This is a genomic window from Methanosarcina flavescens, from assembly GCF_001304615.2.
Taxonomy (GTDB): domain Archaea; phylum Halobacteriota; class Methanosarcinia; order Methanosarcinales; family Methanosarcinaceae; genus Methanosarcina; species Methanosarcina flavescens.
In genome coordinates this window covers 934,788-947,230 of record NZ_CP032683.1, presented here as the reverse complement: position 1 = coordinate 947,230, position 12,443 = coordinate 934,788, and the positions used below count along the sequence as shown (strand labels likewise).

24 protein-coding genes are annotated in these 12,443 nt (G+C 39.5%); 6 read left to right on the top strand and 18 right to left on the bottom strand.

The window, feature by feature from the left end:
- Nucleotide 1 precedes the first annotated feature (1 nt).
- The 4 genes from AOB57_RS04265 to AOB57_RS04250 are packed head-to-tail and all read right to left on the bottom strand — an operon-like array spanning nucleotide 2 to nucleotide 1,873.
- Nucleotides 2-661, bottom strand: coding sequence for a hypothetical protein (locus AOB57_RS04265; protein WP_048159121.1), 660 nt, complete (start codon nucleotides 659-661; stop codon nucleotides 2-4).
- Nucleotides 661-1,149, bottom strand: a complete 489-nt coding sequence (locus AOB57_RS04260; protein WP_048159120.1) for a hypothetical protein — start codon at nucleotides 1,147-1,149, stop codon at nucleotides 661-663. The genes AOB57_RS04265 and AOB57_RS04260 overlap by 1 nt, the downstream gene beginning before the upstream one ends.
- Nucleotides 1,146-1,460, bottom strand: coding sequence for a hypothetical protein (locus AOB57_RS04255; RefSeq protein ID WP_048159119.1), 315 nt, complete (start codon nucleotides 1,458-1,460; stop codon nucleotides 1,146-1,148). Before AOB57_RS04255 ends, AOB57_RS04260 begins: the two co-directional genes overlap by 4 nt.
- A gap of 11 nt (nucleotides 1,461-1,471) precedes the next feature.
- Nucleotides 1,472-1,873 (bottom strand): hypothetical protein, encoded by a 402-nt coding sequence (locus AOB57_RS04250; RefSeq protein ID WP_048159118.1) that lies wholly within the window; start codon nucleotides 1,871-1,873, stop codon nucleotides 1,472-1,474.
- A 131-nt stretch (nucleotides 1,874-2,004) separates the two neighbouring features.
- On the opposite strand from AOB57_RS04250, the gene AOB57_RS04245 reads away from it, so the two are divergent.
- Genes AOB57_RS04245 through AOB57_RS04235 form a run of 3 tightly spaced genes read left to right on the top strand, consistent with a single transcriptional unit; the run spans nucleotide 2,005 to nucleotide 2,704 of the window.
- Complete coding sequence (locus AOB57_RS04245; RefSeq protein ID WP_156151228.1) at nucleotides 2,005-2,157, top strand: hypothetical protein; 153 nt, start codon at nucleotides 2,005-2,007, stop codon at nucleotides 2,155-2,157.
- Complete coding sequence (locus AOB57_RS04240; RefSeq protein ID WP_048159117.1) at nucleotides 2,154-2,465, top strand: hypothetical protein; 312 nt, start codon at nucleotides 2,154-2,156, stop codon at nucleotides 2,463-2,465. The genes AOB57_RS04245 and AOB57_RS04240 overlap by 4 nt, the downstream gene beginning before the upstream one ends.
- On the top strand, nucleotides 2,462-2,704 hold the full coding sequence (locus AOB57_RS04235; protein ID WP_048159116.1) for a hypothetical protein: 243 nt from the start codon (nucleotides 2,462-2,464) through the stop codon (nucleotides 2,702-2,704). Before AOB57_RS04240 ends, AOB57_RS04235 begins: the two co-directional genes overlap by 4 nt.
- A gap of 136 nt (nucleotides 2,705-2,840) precedes the next feature.
- On the opposite strand, the gene AOB57_RS04230 is transcribed toward AOB57_RS04235, so the two are convergent.
- Nucleotides 2,841-3,446, bottom strand: a complete 606-nt coding sequence (locus AOB57_RS04230) for a site-specific integrase (protein WP_226999635.1) — start codon at nucleotides 3,444-3,446, stop codon at nucleotides 2,841-2,843.
- A gap of 278 nt (nucleotides 3,447-3,724) precedes the next feature.
- On the opposite strand from AOB57_RS04230, the gene AOB57_RS04225 reads away from it, so the two are divergent.
- Together AOB57_RS04225 and AOB57_RS04220 are read left to right on the top strand one after the other, a co-directional pair.
- Nucleotides 3,725-4,705, top strand: coding sequence for a hypothetical protein (locus AOB57_RS04225; protein WP_054299172.1), 981 nt, complete (start codon nucleotides 3,725-3,727; stop codon nucleotides 4,703-4,705).
- A gap of 270 nt (nucleotides 4,706-4,975) precedes the next feature.
- Entirely contained in the window at nucleotides 4,976-5,194 is a 219-nt protein-coding gene (locus AOB57_RS04220; RefSeq protein ID WP_054299170.1) for a hypothetical protein, read from the top strand.
- Nucleotides 5,195-5,391: 197 nt separating this feature from the next.
- Here AOB57_RS04220 and AOB57_RS04215 read toward each other — a convergent pair whose 3' ends face one another.
- From AOB57_RS04215 to AOB57_RS04155, 13 genes are all read right to left on the bottom strand, one after another.
- Nucleotides 5,392-6,138, bottom strand: coding sequence for an Abi-alpha family protein (locus AOB57_RS04215; protein WP_054299169.1), 747 nt, complete (start codon nucleotides 6,136-6,138; stop codon nucleotides 5,392-5,394).
- Nucleotides 6,139-6,521: 383 nt separating this feature from the next.
- Nucleotides 6,522-7,679, bottom strand: coding sequence for a replication endonuclease (locus AOB57_RS04210; RefSeq protein WP_167829540.1), 1,158 nt, complete (start codon nucleotides 7,677-7,679; stop codon nucleotides 6,522-6,524).
- A 244-nt stretch (nucleotides 7,680-7,923) separates the two neighbouring features.
- Entirely contained in the window at nucleotides 7,924-8,355 is a 432-nt protein-coding gene (locus AOB57_RS04205) for a DUF6011 domain-containing protein (RefSeq protein ID WP_048159109.1), read from the bottom strand.
- Nucleotides 8,352-8,837 (bottom strand): ASCH domain-containing protein, encoded by a 486-nt coding sequence (locus tag AOB57_RS04200; protein WP_048159108.1) that lies wholly within the window; start codon nucleotides 8,835-8,837, stop codon nucleotides 8,352-8,354. The genes AOB57_RS04205 and AOB57_RS04200 overlap by 4 nt, the downstream gene beginning before the upstream one ends.
- Nucleotides 8,837-9,010 carry a hypothetical protein gene (locus AOB57_RS04195; protein ID WP_167829539.1) on the bottom strand — a complete coding sequence of 58 codons (174 nt, stop codon included), beginning with the start codon at nucleotides 9,008-9,010 and terminating at the stop codon, nucleotides 8,837-8,839. Before AOB57_RS04195 ends, AOB57_RS04200 begins: the two co-directional genes overlap by 1 nt.
- Nucleotides 9,007-9,198, bottom strand: coding sequence for a hypothetical protein (locus tag AOB57_RS04190; protein ID WP_054299166.1), 192 nt, complete (start codon nucleotides 9,196-9,198; stop codon nucleotides 9,007-9,009). Before AOB57_RS04190 ends, AOB57_RS04195 begins: the two co-directional genes overlap by 4 nt.
- Nucleotides 9,195-9,578, bottom strand: coding sequence for a hypothetical protein (locus AOB57_RS04185; protein WP_048159106.1), 384 nt, complete (start codon nucleotides 9,576-9,578; stop codon nucleotides 9,195-9,197). The genes AOB57_RS04190 and AOB57_RS04185 overlap by 4 nt, the downstream gene beginning before the upstream one ends.
- On the bottom strand, nucleotides 9,579-9,992 hold the full coding sequence (locus AOB57_RS04180; RefSeq protein ID WP_156151227.1) for a hypothetical protein: 414 nt from the start codon (nucleotides 9,990-9,992) through the stop codon (nucleotides 9,579-9,581). It abuts the gene before it with no gap.
- 97 nt (nucleotides 9,993-10,089) lie between these two features.
- The gene (locus tag AOB57_RS04175) at nucleotides 10,090-10,275 is read right to left on the bottom strand and encodes a hypothetical protein (protein WP_048159104.1); all 186 of its coding nucleotides are present in this window, start codon (nucleotides 10,273-10,275) and stop codon (nucleotides 10,090-10,092) included.
- Between the two features lie 159 nt (nucleotides 10,276-10,434).
- The gene (locus tag AOB57_RS04170) at nucleotides 10,435-10,830 is read right to left on the bottom strand and encodes a hypothetical protein (protein ID WP_156151226.1); all 396 of its coding nucleotides are present in this window, start codon (nucleotides 10,828-10,830) and stop codon (nucleotides 10,435-10,437) included.
- Between the two features lie 129 nt (nucleotides 10,831-10,959).
- Complete coding sequence (locus AOB57_RS04165; protein WP_054299165.1) at nucleotides 10,960-11,154, bottom strand: hypothetical protein; 195 nt, start codon at nucleotides 11,152-11,154, stop codon at nucleotides 10,960-10,962.
- The gene (locus AOB57_RS04160) at nucleotides 11,151-11,477 is read right to left on the bottom strand and encodes a hypothetical protein (protein ID WP_054299164.1); all 327 of its coding nucleotides are present in this window, start codon (nucleotides 11,475-11,477) and stop codon (nucleotides 11,151-11,153) included. The genes AOB57_RS04165 and AOB57_RS04160 overlap by 4 nt, the downstream gene beginning before the upstream one ends.
- A complete protein-coding gene (locus tag AOB57_RS04155) occupies nucleotides 11,474-11,632 on the bottom strand; it encodes a hypothetical protein (protein WP_167829538.1) in 159 nt (52 codons plus the stop codon). The genes AOB57_RS04160 and AOB57_RS04155 overlap by 4 nt, the downstream gene beginning before the upstream one ends.
- A 116-nt stretch (nucleotides 11,633-11,748) precedes the next feature.
- Here AOB57_RS04155 and AOB57_RS04150 point away from each other — a divergent pair, with 116 nt between their 5' ends.
- Nucleotides 11,749-12,114, top strand: a complete 366-nt coding sequence (locus tag AOB57_RS04150) for a ribbon-helix-helix domain-containing protein (protein ID WP_054299163.1) — start codon at nucleotides 11,749-11,751, stop codon at nucleotides 12,112-12,114.
- Nucleotides 12,115-12,443: the final 329 nt, after the last annotated feature.

Below are 12,443 nucleotides of genomic sequence, written 5' to 3'. Positions count from 1 at the left end.
CTCATATGTTAACAGTTGAAGGGGATACTGCGTTTGCCAGACCTGATACAGCTGCACCGCCAGCTCCCCCTGCGATGATTTTCCAGAATAGGGCAAAGCCGATCAATACTATTATCAAAACTATTGCATATCCAAAGATCTGAGGTAACGGATTTCTCATACCTCTTGCCAGTTCTGCAGCTCTTCTTTCTATCCTTGCATCCACGTAATGTGGATTGATAGCAGCTGCGTACTCATACAGTGCAGAAACATCGTATTCCTCGAGAATTCCAGAGTTAAAAGCCCTTTCAGCAGTTTCTTTTATTTCTTCTTCAGGAAGAACGTGGTTTTCCTTGAGTTTTTCAGCTGCTTTGGAAGCCTCTATTGTCGGTGGTGTAGCGTGACCCTCATAGGCAACATATGCAGAGACTCCAGCGAGTCTGGTGGCAGCCTTTGGATTTGGAAGAAAGGTTCCGTAATTTTTAGTATGCATTTCCTGGTCTGCATAGATAAAGCGGATACCACCGTTTAACATCTTCATGATAAGAATATTGCCCTTTTTCAGCTTGGCAAGCAAGAAAGGAACAGATACAGGAGCTGTAATCATAGCAAACACTAAGAAGATCATTAGGATTATGAAATTGGAAAATATGGATACATAGAAAAGAGAGAGCAATTGCATTAGTATCCCCTTCCAAAGAGTTTCCTCATTCTGTTCCATATGCCTCCAGACCCGGCAGACTGCATACCTCTTACATCTTGTTGCAAATAGGTCTGGTTTATGGAAGTAGCCAGCAGCTTTCTTTCCTGCCCTTCTTTTGCTCTGCAGGCTTCGGTAAACACAATAGGTCTGAGATGAGTGAATACTGACTCATCTTCCCAGGTGAAGAAAGAAGGAGGTTTTGCCATTATTGTTGCGGTCTTAATGTCATCAAATGCTGTGACTATGTACCGAATATCCTTCTCTGTAAAGTTTGAGATTGCAAGATTTTTTATAAACGCCGATGTGAACAGCTTGAAATGAGGAGGTATGTTTTTCATCAGTTCTTCTTTGTTCAGAAGTTCCTGGATAAAGTCTAGTTGCTCACTCCTGAACTGCAAAGGACGTTGCTGATTGGGGTTTGTAGGTACATATCCTGCTGTAAAATAACTCTCCGGAATTTCGTTCAATTGAAGTCCTCCAGGATACTTTTTGATTTTTCAAATATGATTACAATTGTTAGCAGGATGCTGACAAAAAACAGCAGAGCCCAGAATACCGCTATCACATAAGCTTCCCAGCTGTGTAGTGCAGCTAATTCTATCCCACCCGAAGAGTATCTAATATCCCAGCTAGTAGCGAACAGGATTATTGAAAGGATAGTACTCAACAGTGTGGGGAATGCTGCTATTTTCTGTTTTGTTGCTCCCCAGTCATACAGCCCAAGAATGAGCATGAAGAAGGTAATAGTTGAGAAAAAAATGTAGAGGGAAGTGTTCATTGATCCCCTCCTTAGGCTGCCCTTGAGAGCAGCATAACAGTACCTATTATAACAACAGCTGCAACCACTATCAGAGCCACAGGCAGCAGGCCGAATGCGTCCCAGGCTGTACCGAAAATTGATGTAATAGTGCCGTTGCTTACCTCGTCGGACCCAACCACATTAGGCTGTATCTTTGCAAGAATCATTGCACCTACACCCATTACAACAGCGCCTGTAACAACTACCAGAACAGCATCCATAACACCCATCGTTCCAGCTTCATTCTTGCTGAACTCGTTCATTTGATGCCTGATAATATAAAGCTCGTTTAGCATCTCGTCTGCTTGCTTCTTCTTACCAAACATTCTTGCTGTGAGGCAAGCACAAACAAGTAAGAAGAACTTTACTAAGGACTTGGCTTTCATCGACATTAGGTCATACTCCAGTTTGTGTATACTAAATAGTATATGTTATATTACATATATCTTTGTGAATAATGATAAATATTATGTGATTGTTATAAGCATTAATGCGGTACTGCTGCCGCAGGAGGGCTTCTGCAATGGGAAACAAAAAATACGGCCAGATGGTCTATCTAAGGGTTCTCGTTCCGGAGAAATTGAAGGATGATGTACAGAAAAAAGCTAAAAAATACAAAATGAGTGACTCTGCTCTCAGTCGTATTATTTTAGAAGAAGCAGTAAAACAAATATGAAGCTAAATATCAGGACCACAGGAAGAATACTTCTCCTTGCAAGCATGGTATCTATTTTTTGCTTGGCTTTGTTTGTCCTTGTTCCTCATGAAGAATACCAGGAGTATGTAATCCTGGAACAACACCAAACAGATCTATTTGATCCGGAAGGGGGACTGCTGCTGAAGGTTAGCCAGGATAATTCTCAGGAGTATATTTATTTCAAAGACTGTGAGGTTCCGGAAGGCCTGCAGCCAGGAGACAAGATCCGCATAAAGTGGATATCCACAGCTGGAGAAAAAAGAATAGATGGAGTATGGCCAGCATGAACTTTAGAGTAAAAACATTGAATGAAAGAGTATTAGAAATAGGAAGAAAAATCGGATTTGAAAAAGAACTGACATTAGAGACAATTCCAGACAACATAAGGAACCTAACTATTGTAGGTTTTGTTTGTGTGTGGATCTCCTATTTCCTTAATATCAGTCCATTTTTTTCATTCATCATATATGGGGGAGGGATTGCATACAACTTTGGTAAGTATTGCAAGCTCAAGAAAATTAACTGAAAAATGGAAAAAAAGACAAATTATAACAGAAAGAGATACCAATAGGTATCTAAAAGTATTATTTTTTAAGTAATGTTGGTATTATTTTCTTAATCTAACAAGGAAGTTCTCTTTTTTTCATAGTCCTTTTTTGATATTATAAAGAAAAACCCCATGCAATTAGCTGTTTTTTAATATCTCTTAATTCCTCGTCTGAAAAGGCGAGCCCTTGATAGTGGCGCATAGAGGTTAAAGAATCGTGACCCTGTCTTAAACATACAGTAGACTCAACAACCCCGGAAGCAATTAACCAGGATTCCAATGTTTTTCTACTTGATTTTGCAGAAAGGCCATAAGGGTTTATGCCTGCAGATAGAGCCCATCTTTGAAGGTTCTTATTCCAGGTACTTTCTAATGGAGGTTTACGGGCCTGCCAGAAGTCCTTTAGAAGATAGTTGAACATTGAAGGAAGAGGATGAATAGTTCTTTCTAACTGTCTTCTTTTACGTTTCTTCTGGGCTTCTTCCGGAAGATGGATTAGATTTCTTTTCTCGTTATACCAGGCAGGATTATCATAAAGCCTTAAAAGCTCAGCGTATCGCATCCCTGTAATTAATAGAATATCTAAAATTGTTTTGTGCTGATCTTTTGGAATAGCCGTCTTTAATGCTTCATATTCTTTAGGGGTAAGAATTCTTACATCTTTCACATAGAAATGTAAGACTTCAGAATCTTTTTCATAACCTGATTTGGGATATTTCACCAAAAAATCACCAAAGTAATATATACACAGATTTTATTTAAAGCTGTGTATATTGAGTGTTTTTGAGCCAAAATAACCTCATAATTATATCAAATCATGAAAAATGCACAGGTTTTCCTATAAAACCTGTGTATTTTTGCCCAACGTCACAGAAAGGTAAAATAAGAAAGTTATTTTATAAAATTGATCTTGTATAATTCAACTTCCTGATAATTAAATAGAAAACTTTTTAATCAATTGTTTATATTGTTCGTTAATATTATCAGTTTGTTAAGGAGTTGATTAGAATTATCAATAAAGAATTCGAGGAAGAATCAGAGGTAGAATTAGAGAAAGAGTTCGAAGCAGATTACGAAAAGGATTACGACGAGGAAAGCGATATTATTTACCCAATTGAAACAAAATTACGTGAGGATGGTAAGACTCTACCATACATTAAAATCGAAACCGATAATCGCCTATGTTGTGATTTGTTTAGTGATATTTTCCATTTTAATCATTCTAAACAATACTATTTTAAGTCAGATCAAGCGATGAATGTTAGTTTCGAAAAGTTGGAAAATATTTTAAGAACTTTTTTTACGTTTTTTGATGGAAATATATCTGTATGGAAAAATCCATCTTTTCTGATAAATCAAACATGCAACAAAAAAGAGGTAAATTACTCTTGGTTTGGCTATGGGCCGGATAATTTTCTTAAAGCTCTCGAAGAGCAAAAAATACGCTATGAGGATGCAAAACTACTTAGGCCGCATCATAGAGAAGTAGCATGTTTTCTAGCAAGATGTTCTGACTTCTTCTTTTATATGGCTTTTCAACCAGATACTACATATCAACATAATGCTATAACTTTTGATTATCTCGAAGCCGGATTCATCCTGGACGGGTTTCCGTTCAATACTGGAAGATTCGTGGATTTTTATAAAGAAGTTGGATTAAAGGAGCCAGATTTCATTAAAGAAGGATACAAAACAGAAGAAATTAAGTTAACATCCGAAGGTTTGACATTGAATCCAATAGGACGGGTTGTTTATAAAAGTGGGTACATTTGGACTTCAAAGATAATTATTGAAAATCCTTTCTATGGAAATAAAAAATATTCAGAATACATATCCCGGCACAAAAAATTAGTTGTTGATTTAACTAATTATCATACCCGACATAATTCTACTAATTATAGGTTAAATAAGTTAGTGACAATGCATATACCGTATGGTAATTTTGGATTCAGCGCAATAAAAGTCATGGGTAACTGGTAAATCACGTATGAGATAGTACACCTTTCTGGATCAAAAATGGAAGCTTCCAGATACACAGTAAAAACTTGCTTCTTGGGTATTTTTGCCCGCCCCATCCAAAACGTATAGTAAAGAAAGATAAATATAAAATTATAGTGCCTGCCCATGATGTCATGAAGATGGTGGCAGATTATTTTGAACCTGGTACAGTAAATGTAAAACGCCGAAAAAACGGTCGCCATGGATGGTTTCTAGAAATTATAAGAAATTGAATTATATGGAGTTTAAACTATGAATGATGTATTATTATGTCCTTTAAGGAAAACTATTAAAGAAGTACAAGACTCAGTACCTTTGACCAAAATGGAAACGTTTCAAGCTTGTTTAAAAGAAAAATGCGCATGGTATGACGAAGAAAATAGATGTGCAGTAAAATCAATTCCAATAATAGCAGAGGCAATATCGCAGATAGCAGATAAAGGTATATTGGCAGCTACATTGCCAGTATAAAACTCAAGTTTTTCTTTCTCTTTTTCTCTAATCGTAAGTAGGAATTACTTATAATGGCAGTGTGCCAAATGTTCTTTAAATATTATTTTTATTTATGCATAGGTTTTACTGTAAAACTTGTGCATAATCAAACTAAGTTTACGACTAAATTATTTTTGGATAAAAAATTGATCCTCCAAGTTAAAACAATATAATCATTAAAATTTGTTCAGATTACTCTCCCAAAATTGGGCAAAATATTTTTCAGTTGATAGTAAAGAACCACTGCATCTAACGTAAAGATCTAAAAGCAGTCCTGTAGTAGACATACCAACAAATTGATGATTATGTACTATTTCTACATTTTCGATTAATCCAAGTGATTCTAAGTGATTTAGTTCACGTCCTAAATGATCTAAGCACTTTAATTTATCAAGGTTCTCAAAATATAAACATTCTTTAAATAATTCGTCGTTAAAATTAATCAATGTGTGGAAGCAGCCATTTAGGAGACCCTTGCTTTCACTACATTTTTTACCTAAATAATTTATTATATACGCCTCAGAAGGTGTAATTCTAGACAAAAGGTCCGTGTATATTAAATTGCTTTCGTCTTTTCCATTGTTTGTACAGCTAGATGCCAAAAGCCCTGCCCACAGATTTTGAAGGTTTTCATCTTCAGTCCATGAGCCATTCTCAACTATTTTCCAAATAACTCTTGGAGATGCTTTTAATTTAAAAGTATCAGGATCAAAAGTCAGTATTCCTTTAGATTTTTCTACAATACTGACAAGGTTTTTTCCTCTAAATGCATGAACTTCGTCGTATAGCAATAAACCAGCTTCTTCTGCGGCAGGCATACATATTTTTCCAATAAAAGAAGAAGCCCCATCAATGGCCTTCTTTACCGGATATGAAAAGTCAGAAACAATATTTTCTAAAGGATCCAATTTATCATCACCCACTTCAAACCTTTTCAGTTAAAACTTAAAGAATGAACGTTTAGCAATATTAGTGAAGCCTTCATAGTCGATTGGAATTTAGTTTCATCTACTTTGCCCTTAATGACAGCTGTGCTGGTACTAGGCCATGTAAGCCGTTTTTATCTTTTTCTAAACATTTTTTACCAAGTTTTCACCTCTACTTATATAAGAATTGCTCCCAGGACAAGACAGAAGCGGACCTTAAAGCCTGTTCTGAGTTTCCTGAAAGATCATTGTAAGTGTTTTTACTTTCTTTGCTATGCAGGATTGAGATATGATATTTTCCTGCCCCCGGGTGTTCCGGATATTCAGGTTCATTAAGTTCCTCAGAATCTCGAATGAGTTCTATTGGTATTTTCAAAAAATCACCCCTGCATGAATAACGCTGAAGCCGTTCTAAAGCCCGACAAAGGATTTCCTATTTCCTTCGGCTTATCCTTCGGTTTAGGGTCTGATCTCTTGCGAGTCTGCAGGAGAGCTCCCGCAAAAAAGGCTTTAGCTTTGTCATTGTTTTTCTGGAAAAGCCTTTTACCTTCTTTTCCTACTACACTCACTCGAGCCCAAAATCCTTTAGTTTCGTGTTTTTCAGGACTCTGTTTTATATCCCTACTTGCAGACCAGAACTGAATATTGAAGGCCCAATATAGAGCCCCAGAACGGGGAGACATGGATTTTTCAAGATAATCAGAGAGAAAGCCGGCTGGAGCTTGGCCACCTGCTTCTTTTGGAGGTTTACGCGACCAGGTCCAGCCCTCTTTTGTCTGGGTAATGGCGCAAATGTTCATTACCGGGCCGCCCCCGTAGCTGACCCAAATCTTTTTCAAAAGTTTTATAGGCATTATCCAATTAATACCAAAAATTACGAGATGAAAATGCAGCCTTCCGTTTTTCTGGAATTCGTTTACTTTGATGTAGGTTAAGCCCCTGGCAAGTTTAGAGTCAAGAAGATCTCTCAATTTATCCCAGGCTTCACGCATTTGATTGTTAACTGTTACGAGGTCACCAGCGCGAGAAGGAGCAGTAAGAGTAAGAAAGACCCCTTTTAGATACCTATGGTTTACATAGTTCCAGGTATCCCAGTAGGCTTGTTTGTTTGCTGCCTGGCGTTCTGGACTTGTAAATCTGGTTTTATAGGGAAGATGAACTTTGCTGGAAAAAATAGGGTTACCGTCCATGCTATAAACCATTTCGATATTTTCAGTATTGATCCTTGAAATGTATTCACCGAAGCCCTGGATAACTTCGAAATAAATATTATTGGTATAGATGAATTCTTTTGTTTCACGGTCCATGTAACCGAAACCGTTACACCGGCTGAGTTTATGAAGGGCTTTCCACCTTTCAGGGTTAATATTTTTAAGGTCTTTCAAATTTTCTGAATGTTTATAAGTTTTTTCGGATTTGTCACAGTGTCGCCCGCTGTCGAGTTCGGTCTTCTCGGAAACTTGCTTATCTTGGATCAAGGTAAGTGGTTTCAGAGGATTAGCACGAATCCAGAGAATGGAATCTTCCCTTCCTGTCATAAAATGGAGCTTACCCAGTTGCGTTTTGAAGAAATCGTATACCCTTTTATAAATTCTTTTTAAAGGTTCTTTAAGATTATACTTCTCTTTAAGATATTTAGCTAATTGGCTAGCGCTATAGGGTTGCCCGCTAGTCATTTCATAAAAATCTGATATCTGCCTCTGAGTGAGCCCTGGCATAATCTCCCCCCGTAGTATACTGGTATAGTTCGGTCCCAAAAAAATTGAAAAAAAATAAGGAGAGTTATACCCGCAGAGCCTCAGCTATCGAGATCTGACGGTAATGCTTACAAAGATCTCCGCAGCCGTTCCGCGTGAGTTTGTGCAGGGCAATATCTATCCCGCAGCGAGGACAGGACAGATAGACCCACTGAGGACGCAGGAAGCCCCGCAGATTCAGCCCGTCTTCATGGTCGTAGCTGTGGATCTCTGCAGAGCCCAGAAGAGCCCCGCAGGAAGGGCAAGAATGAGAAGAAACGCGGACCCCGATAGATTCGTATACAGCATTGACAGTAAAAATATTTTCAATGCTTCGGGTTTTTATCGTGGGAGGGCGGGAGGGAAGAGCATGTTTTACCTTTTGCCAGCACTCCGGACCATATCCCCGGCTTTTGCTCTTGTGATCCCGGAGAGAACGCCCGCATCGAAGGCAGCGAGTATAAAGGGGAGGGTTCACAGGCCCACCCCCTGAACCCTGAGAGTTTCCATAGGGATAGAAAACCAGGTAACTGGCCCTTTCAGACTGAATCTTATCGGAATTTTCAAGGGCCTGATGTTTTCCAGCTGCCAAAAGAAACAAGGTCCAGATTCAAAGAACGAGGCTGGAGCAAAATGGTACTTTTCACAATAAGCAAATACCTCGTATGTTTTGATCTTGGTACAATTTACGAGGGTTGCAGTAGCTACCAGAGCCCCCCGAACATCTCCGGATACATAAGGACCCTGATAGAAAGAAGAGTCTGGACCAGCCCGTAATGTATCCAGAATTGAGTTTATACGATCATTGTTTTTTTGGTCAGGCTTACGCTTGCCTGCATAGATCCCGATTTTTTGACCTATGTACTTTTCAGGGGCTGGATAATTGCGGACCTCGAAGCACTTGTATTTTTTCCTGATTGCGTCAGCATATTCAGGCCAGATAATGAGACAAGGCAACATTATACCCGCCTCCCTGCGAGATTATGGAAATGGTGACGCGGACCAGTCCGGAGAGTTCCTGTACCTGTGGAATATACATCTCTGGAAAAAAATAAACGTCCAGATCTTTCACTTTTTGCATACTGTTTTTCATGGCGATGATTGCGCCAGATGTACCTGAAAGGCCTGTTCATGCGAACCAGCCCCCTTTTCTATAAACTCGGTGATAAAAAACCTCTATCTCGAAGTATGGATTATGAGGATGATTCTTGTTATAAACTCTAAATGCGGCTTTTACCTGGGTTTTTTCATCTTCAGAAAGAGCCTGATAGCTGTGAGGGAGAAGGCCAGATCTTTTACCTTTTCTAGCTCGTGACTTCATGCTATCGCCGCCTGAATTGCCGATTTCCAGCAGACGCTTTTTATTCCGGTAAAATCTGGAAGGTCAAGAGCCGAAGCAGGGACCCTGAAGTATAAGAAAGGAGTTCCGTCTTTATGGACCACTAGGATGTATTCACCTTGATTTTCTATGAGGGTCTGGTGCTGTTCGGCTGAAAAAACGAAACGTCCGGATCTGGTCCCGGTCCCATGACTTTGGTCTGTCACATGAGCTTGGCAGGACTTGATTTCTACGGGCTGCCCGTTTATATGGAGGTCAATTATTCCCCTGTAGTCATATTGAGCACCAGGATAAAGGGTTCTGATAATTTCCTCTATCTGGCAACCATTACGAGAGGCAAGAGCGTTTGATTCGTAAGCCACTTAGACCGCCCCCTCGTCCAAGGAATCAGAGAAATATTTAGCCGCGATTTTTTCATAAGATTCTTGTTTCTTAGTTTCCCACCATACAGCCACAAAAGCGGAAGAATTCGTATTATATGTCTGTATGATATTTCCGGCTTCATCAAGGACATGGAGTTTTGAACCGTCTTCGACTACCCTATCATAATAGATAGGTTCCAGTGGGTCACATCTCCAATCAAGAGCTATGGATGCAGGGCGAGCTCTGGATAGAAGTTCTTCTGGGTAGCATGTTACCGGGACCAGGACAACAGCTGGAAGATATTTTCCATTCTCATCATTTTTTATGCTGGCCTCAGTATGGACAATTTCCATATCTGCCGGATAAAAGGTGTTTGGACCCAGATTCAGGAAAATTGCCTTTTTCCGGCTCACTGCTCCACCCCCGAAAACAGGCTTATTATCCCGCACACTATAATGGCTCCAGCCAGACAGCAAATGTACACAGGAAAAATAACCATATCTAGAAGGCTCATATCCTCACCTCCGGAACCTGAGCCTTCAGAGTCTTTTGTTTCTTGGGTTTTGTAAGGGATAGTTTTAGTTCTGCATTATGGAGAGCTATGAATTCTCTACACCCTTGTTCTGATTCTTGGTACTTGCAATCTATGCAATATACAAAACGTCCTTCTGCTGTGCAGCCTATGACCTCTCTCATATCTGCACCTCCTCAAAAAGTAAATAGATTGAGAACATATAGTTCTCTGAGGGGTGAATCATCGGCTCTTTGCTTGGCGGCTGGTGCTCGATCTTCTCACTCCTCATCTCTGCTCACCTCCGGACTCGAGGCAAATTTTTCATTCTTTTCGGGTTTCACCTAACAGGCCTCCATGGGTTTGATTTTGGTCTCGAGTTCGAGGTTATCTGCGAGGTAGACAAAACCGTCTTTTCCGAGAATATCGTGCTGAACGCCGTTTGGGTGGAAGTTCCGGAGGCCGTCAATTTCTCCTTCTAAGTACATGCTGGTTAGGACTGCTCCGAGGATCATGCTGAGGACATTAGGACACCAGGAAACAATATCTACAACTTTGCGGGCAGTTCCCGGGCACTTTACTTCTTCGACTTTTTCTTTTACCCATTCGACAATAGCAGGATAGTCCTGAGAGCTTACTTCTATCCTGCCGTTAGGGGCATGATAACCAATGTCTGAAGGCAGTTTGTTTAAGTCGATGCGGACATATACGTTTACAGGTCTCGTTTCTTTCTGTTTCATTCTTGTATCACCAATTTTCATTTTTTATCTCTGAGTTCCTTTGTGGCATGGTGGTTGAGACGGCTGCCACAGGCCATCTGCTGGGATATTTTTTCCGCAGTCGTGACCAGCTTTCAACTGCACGGTGATTTATTCCGGGCCGCCTCCGCAGATCATCTTACAGAGGTTGGAGAACAGCCCGAGGGTTGCATGGTGCTTTGTGACCTCTTCACTTATCCCGGCAAACTGCTGGATAAGTGGATTTTTTCTGAGGTCTTCAAGGCTGAGGTTTTCAGGAGTAAATTCTGGATAAGAAAAGGAAGGTGCGGCAAGTTCTGCGCTCATACCTTTACCTCCCACTGCTCCAGCTTCCAGGTAAAAAACAGGGCAATTATGCCGAACAATCCAGCCCAGGGAAGGCTAAAACCACCCATGCCATATGATTGGGTGAAGTGTTCTGCAATAACGAGAGAGGTCATTCCGGCGAATATTCCCGCGAAAAATACATATGCAGAAAAAACGTAGTCTTGCAGGGAGTGAATCATCGGCTCTTTGCTTGGCGGCTGGTGCTCGATCTTCTCACTCCTGATAACCTCTCTTTTTTGCCAGGAAGGCAGGCCATTTGCGGCAGATTCAGGCTTTGATTCTATCACTTTTTCCTCGGTCATGCGAGCACCTCTTCTTTTTCTTTAAAGGTAGCCCGCACAGCACGGCGGACAGCAGCAGAATAGCTATCATATTGTTTTTCAATGTTTACGACTCTATCCAGAATTTTTTCATCCTCGGGATCGAAGGTAATGGTTTTTCTGACTATTTGAATCACCTTTCATCGCTTATGATTCATTTATCATCATTATGAATCATTTATGTATATAAAGATTACTTTTAATTCAAAAATAACAAAATAGTATTTCAATGCAGAAACCTTATACACATGTGATGAAAGAGCGATTCAGTATTACTCTTGATAGTGATCTTCTTGATTGGATTGAGTCACTTATTAAAGAAAAAGTGTTTTCCAGTAGAGTTCACGCTGTCGAGTTCTGTGTAGCCCAGATAAAAAATATAGGCATTGAAAATATAATGCTGATGCGCTGGGGTAAGAATGAAATTGAGCCTGTTTTCCTTTCTAAAAACGAAATTCAAACAATCAACAGGGTCTCAAAAAAATTAAATGTCGATAAGGACGAAGCTTTAAAAATTCTTATTTACCGGGGATTAGAGGAAATCAGCAAAGATTCCCAAGGATCGGAAAAAGAGCCGGAGAACAAAGAAAATAAGTCTAGAAAGGTCATTTTAGATTGATATCTAAATCCAAAGAAAAGAATCCCTTTAACAGCTATTGCAACCACTTTTACTGCCAAGTTCTCAAAATAAAAAAGTGATATCTGAAGATGGGAAGTCATTGTGAATATTTGTGCAAGTCTCTTTTCACAAACCAATTTGGTGTCCATTTGATACAGTCAGCCGGCTCAAAAGTTCCGCTTAAATTCAATATTTCCTTGGAATCAAATTTAATAGTTACTTTCTTTTTTCCATGTATAGAATCAAGAAATATTTTTTTGTTGCCATATCATCAAATAAATAAAATAGCTTATAATATATATTTTCAAATTCAATTATTGATACTGATA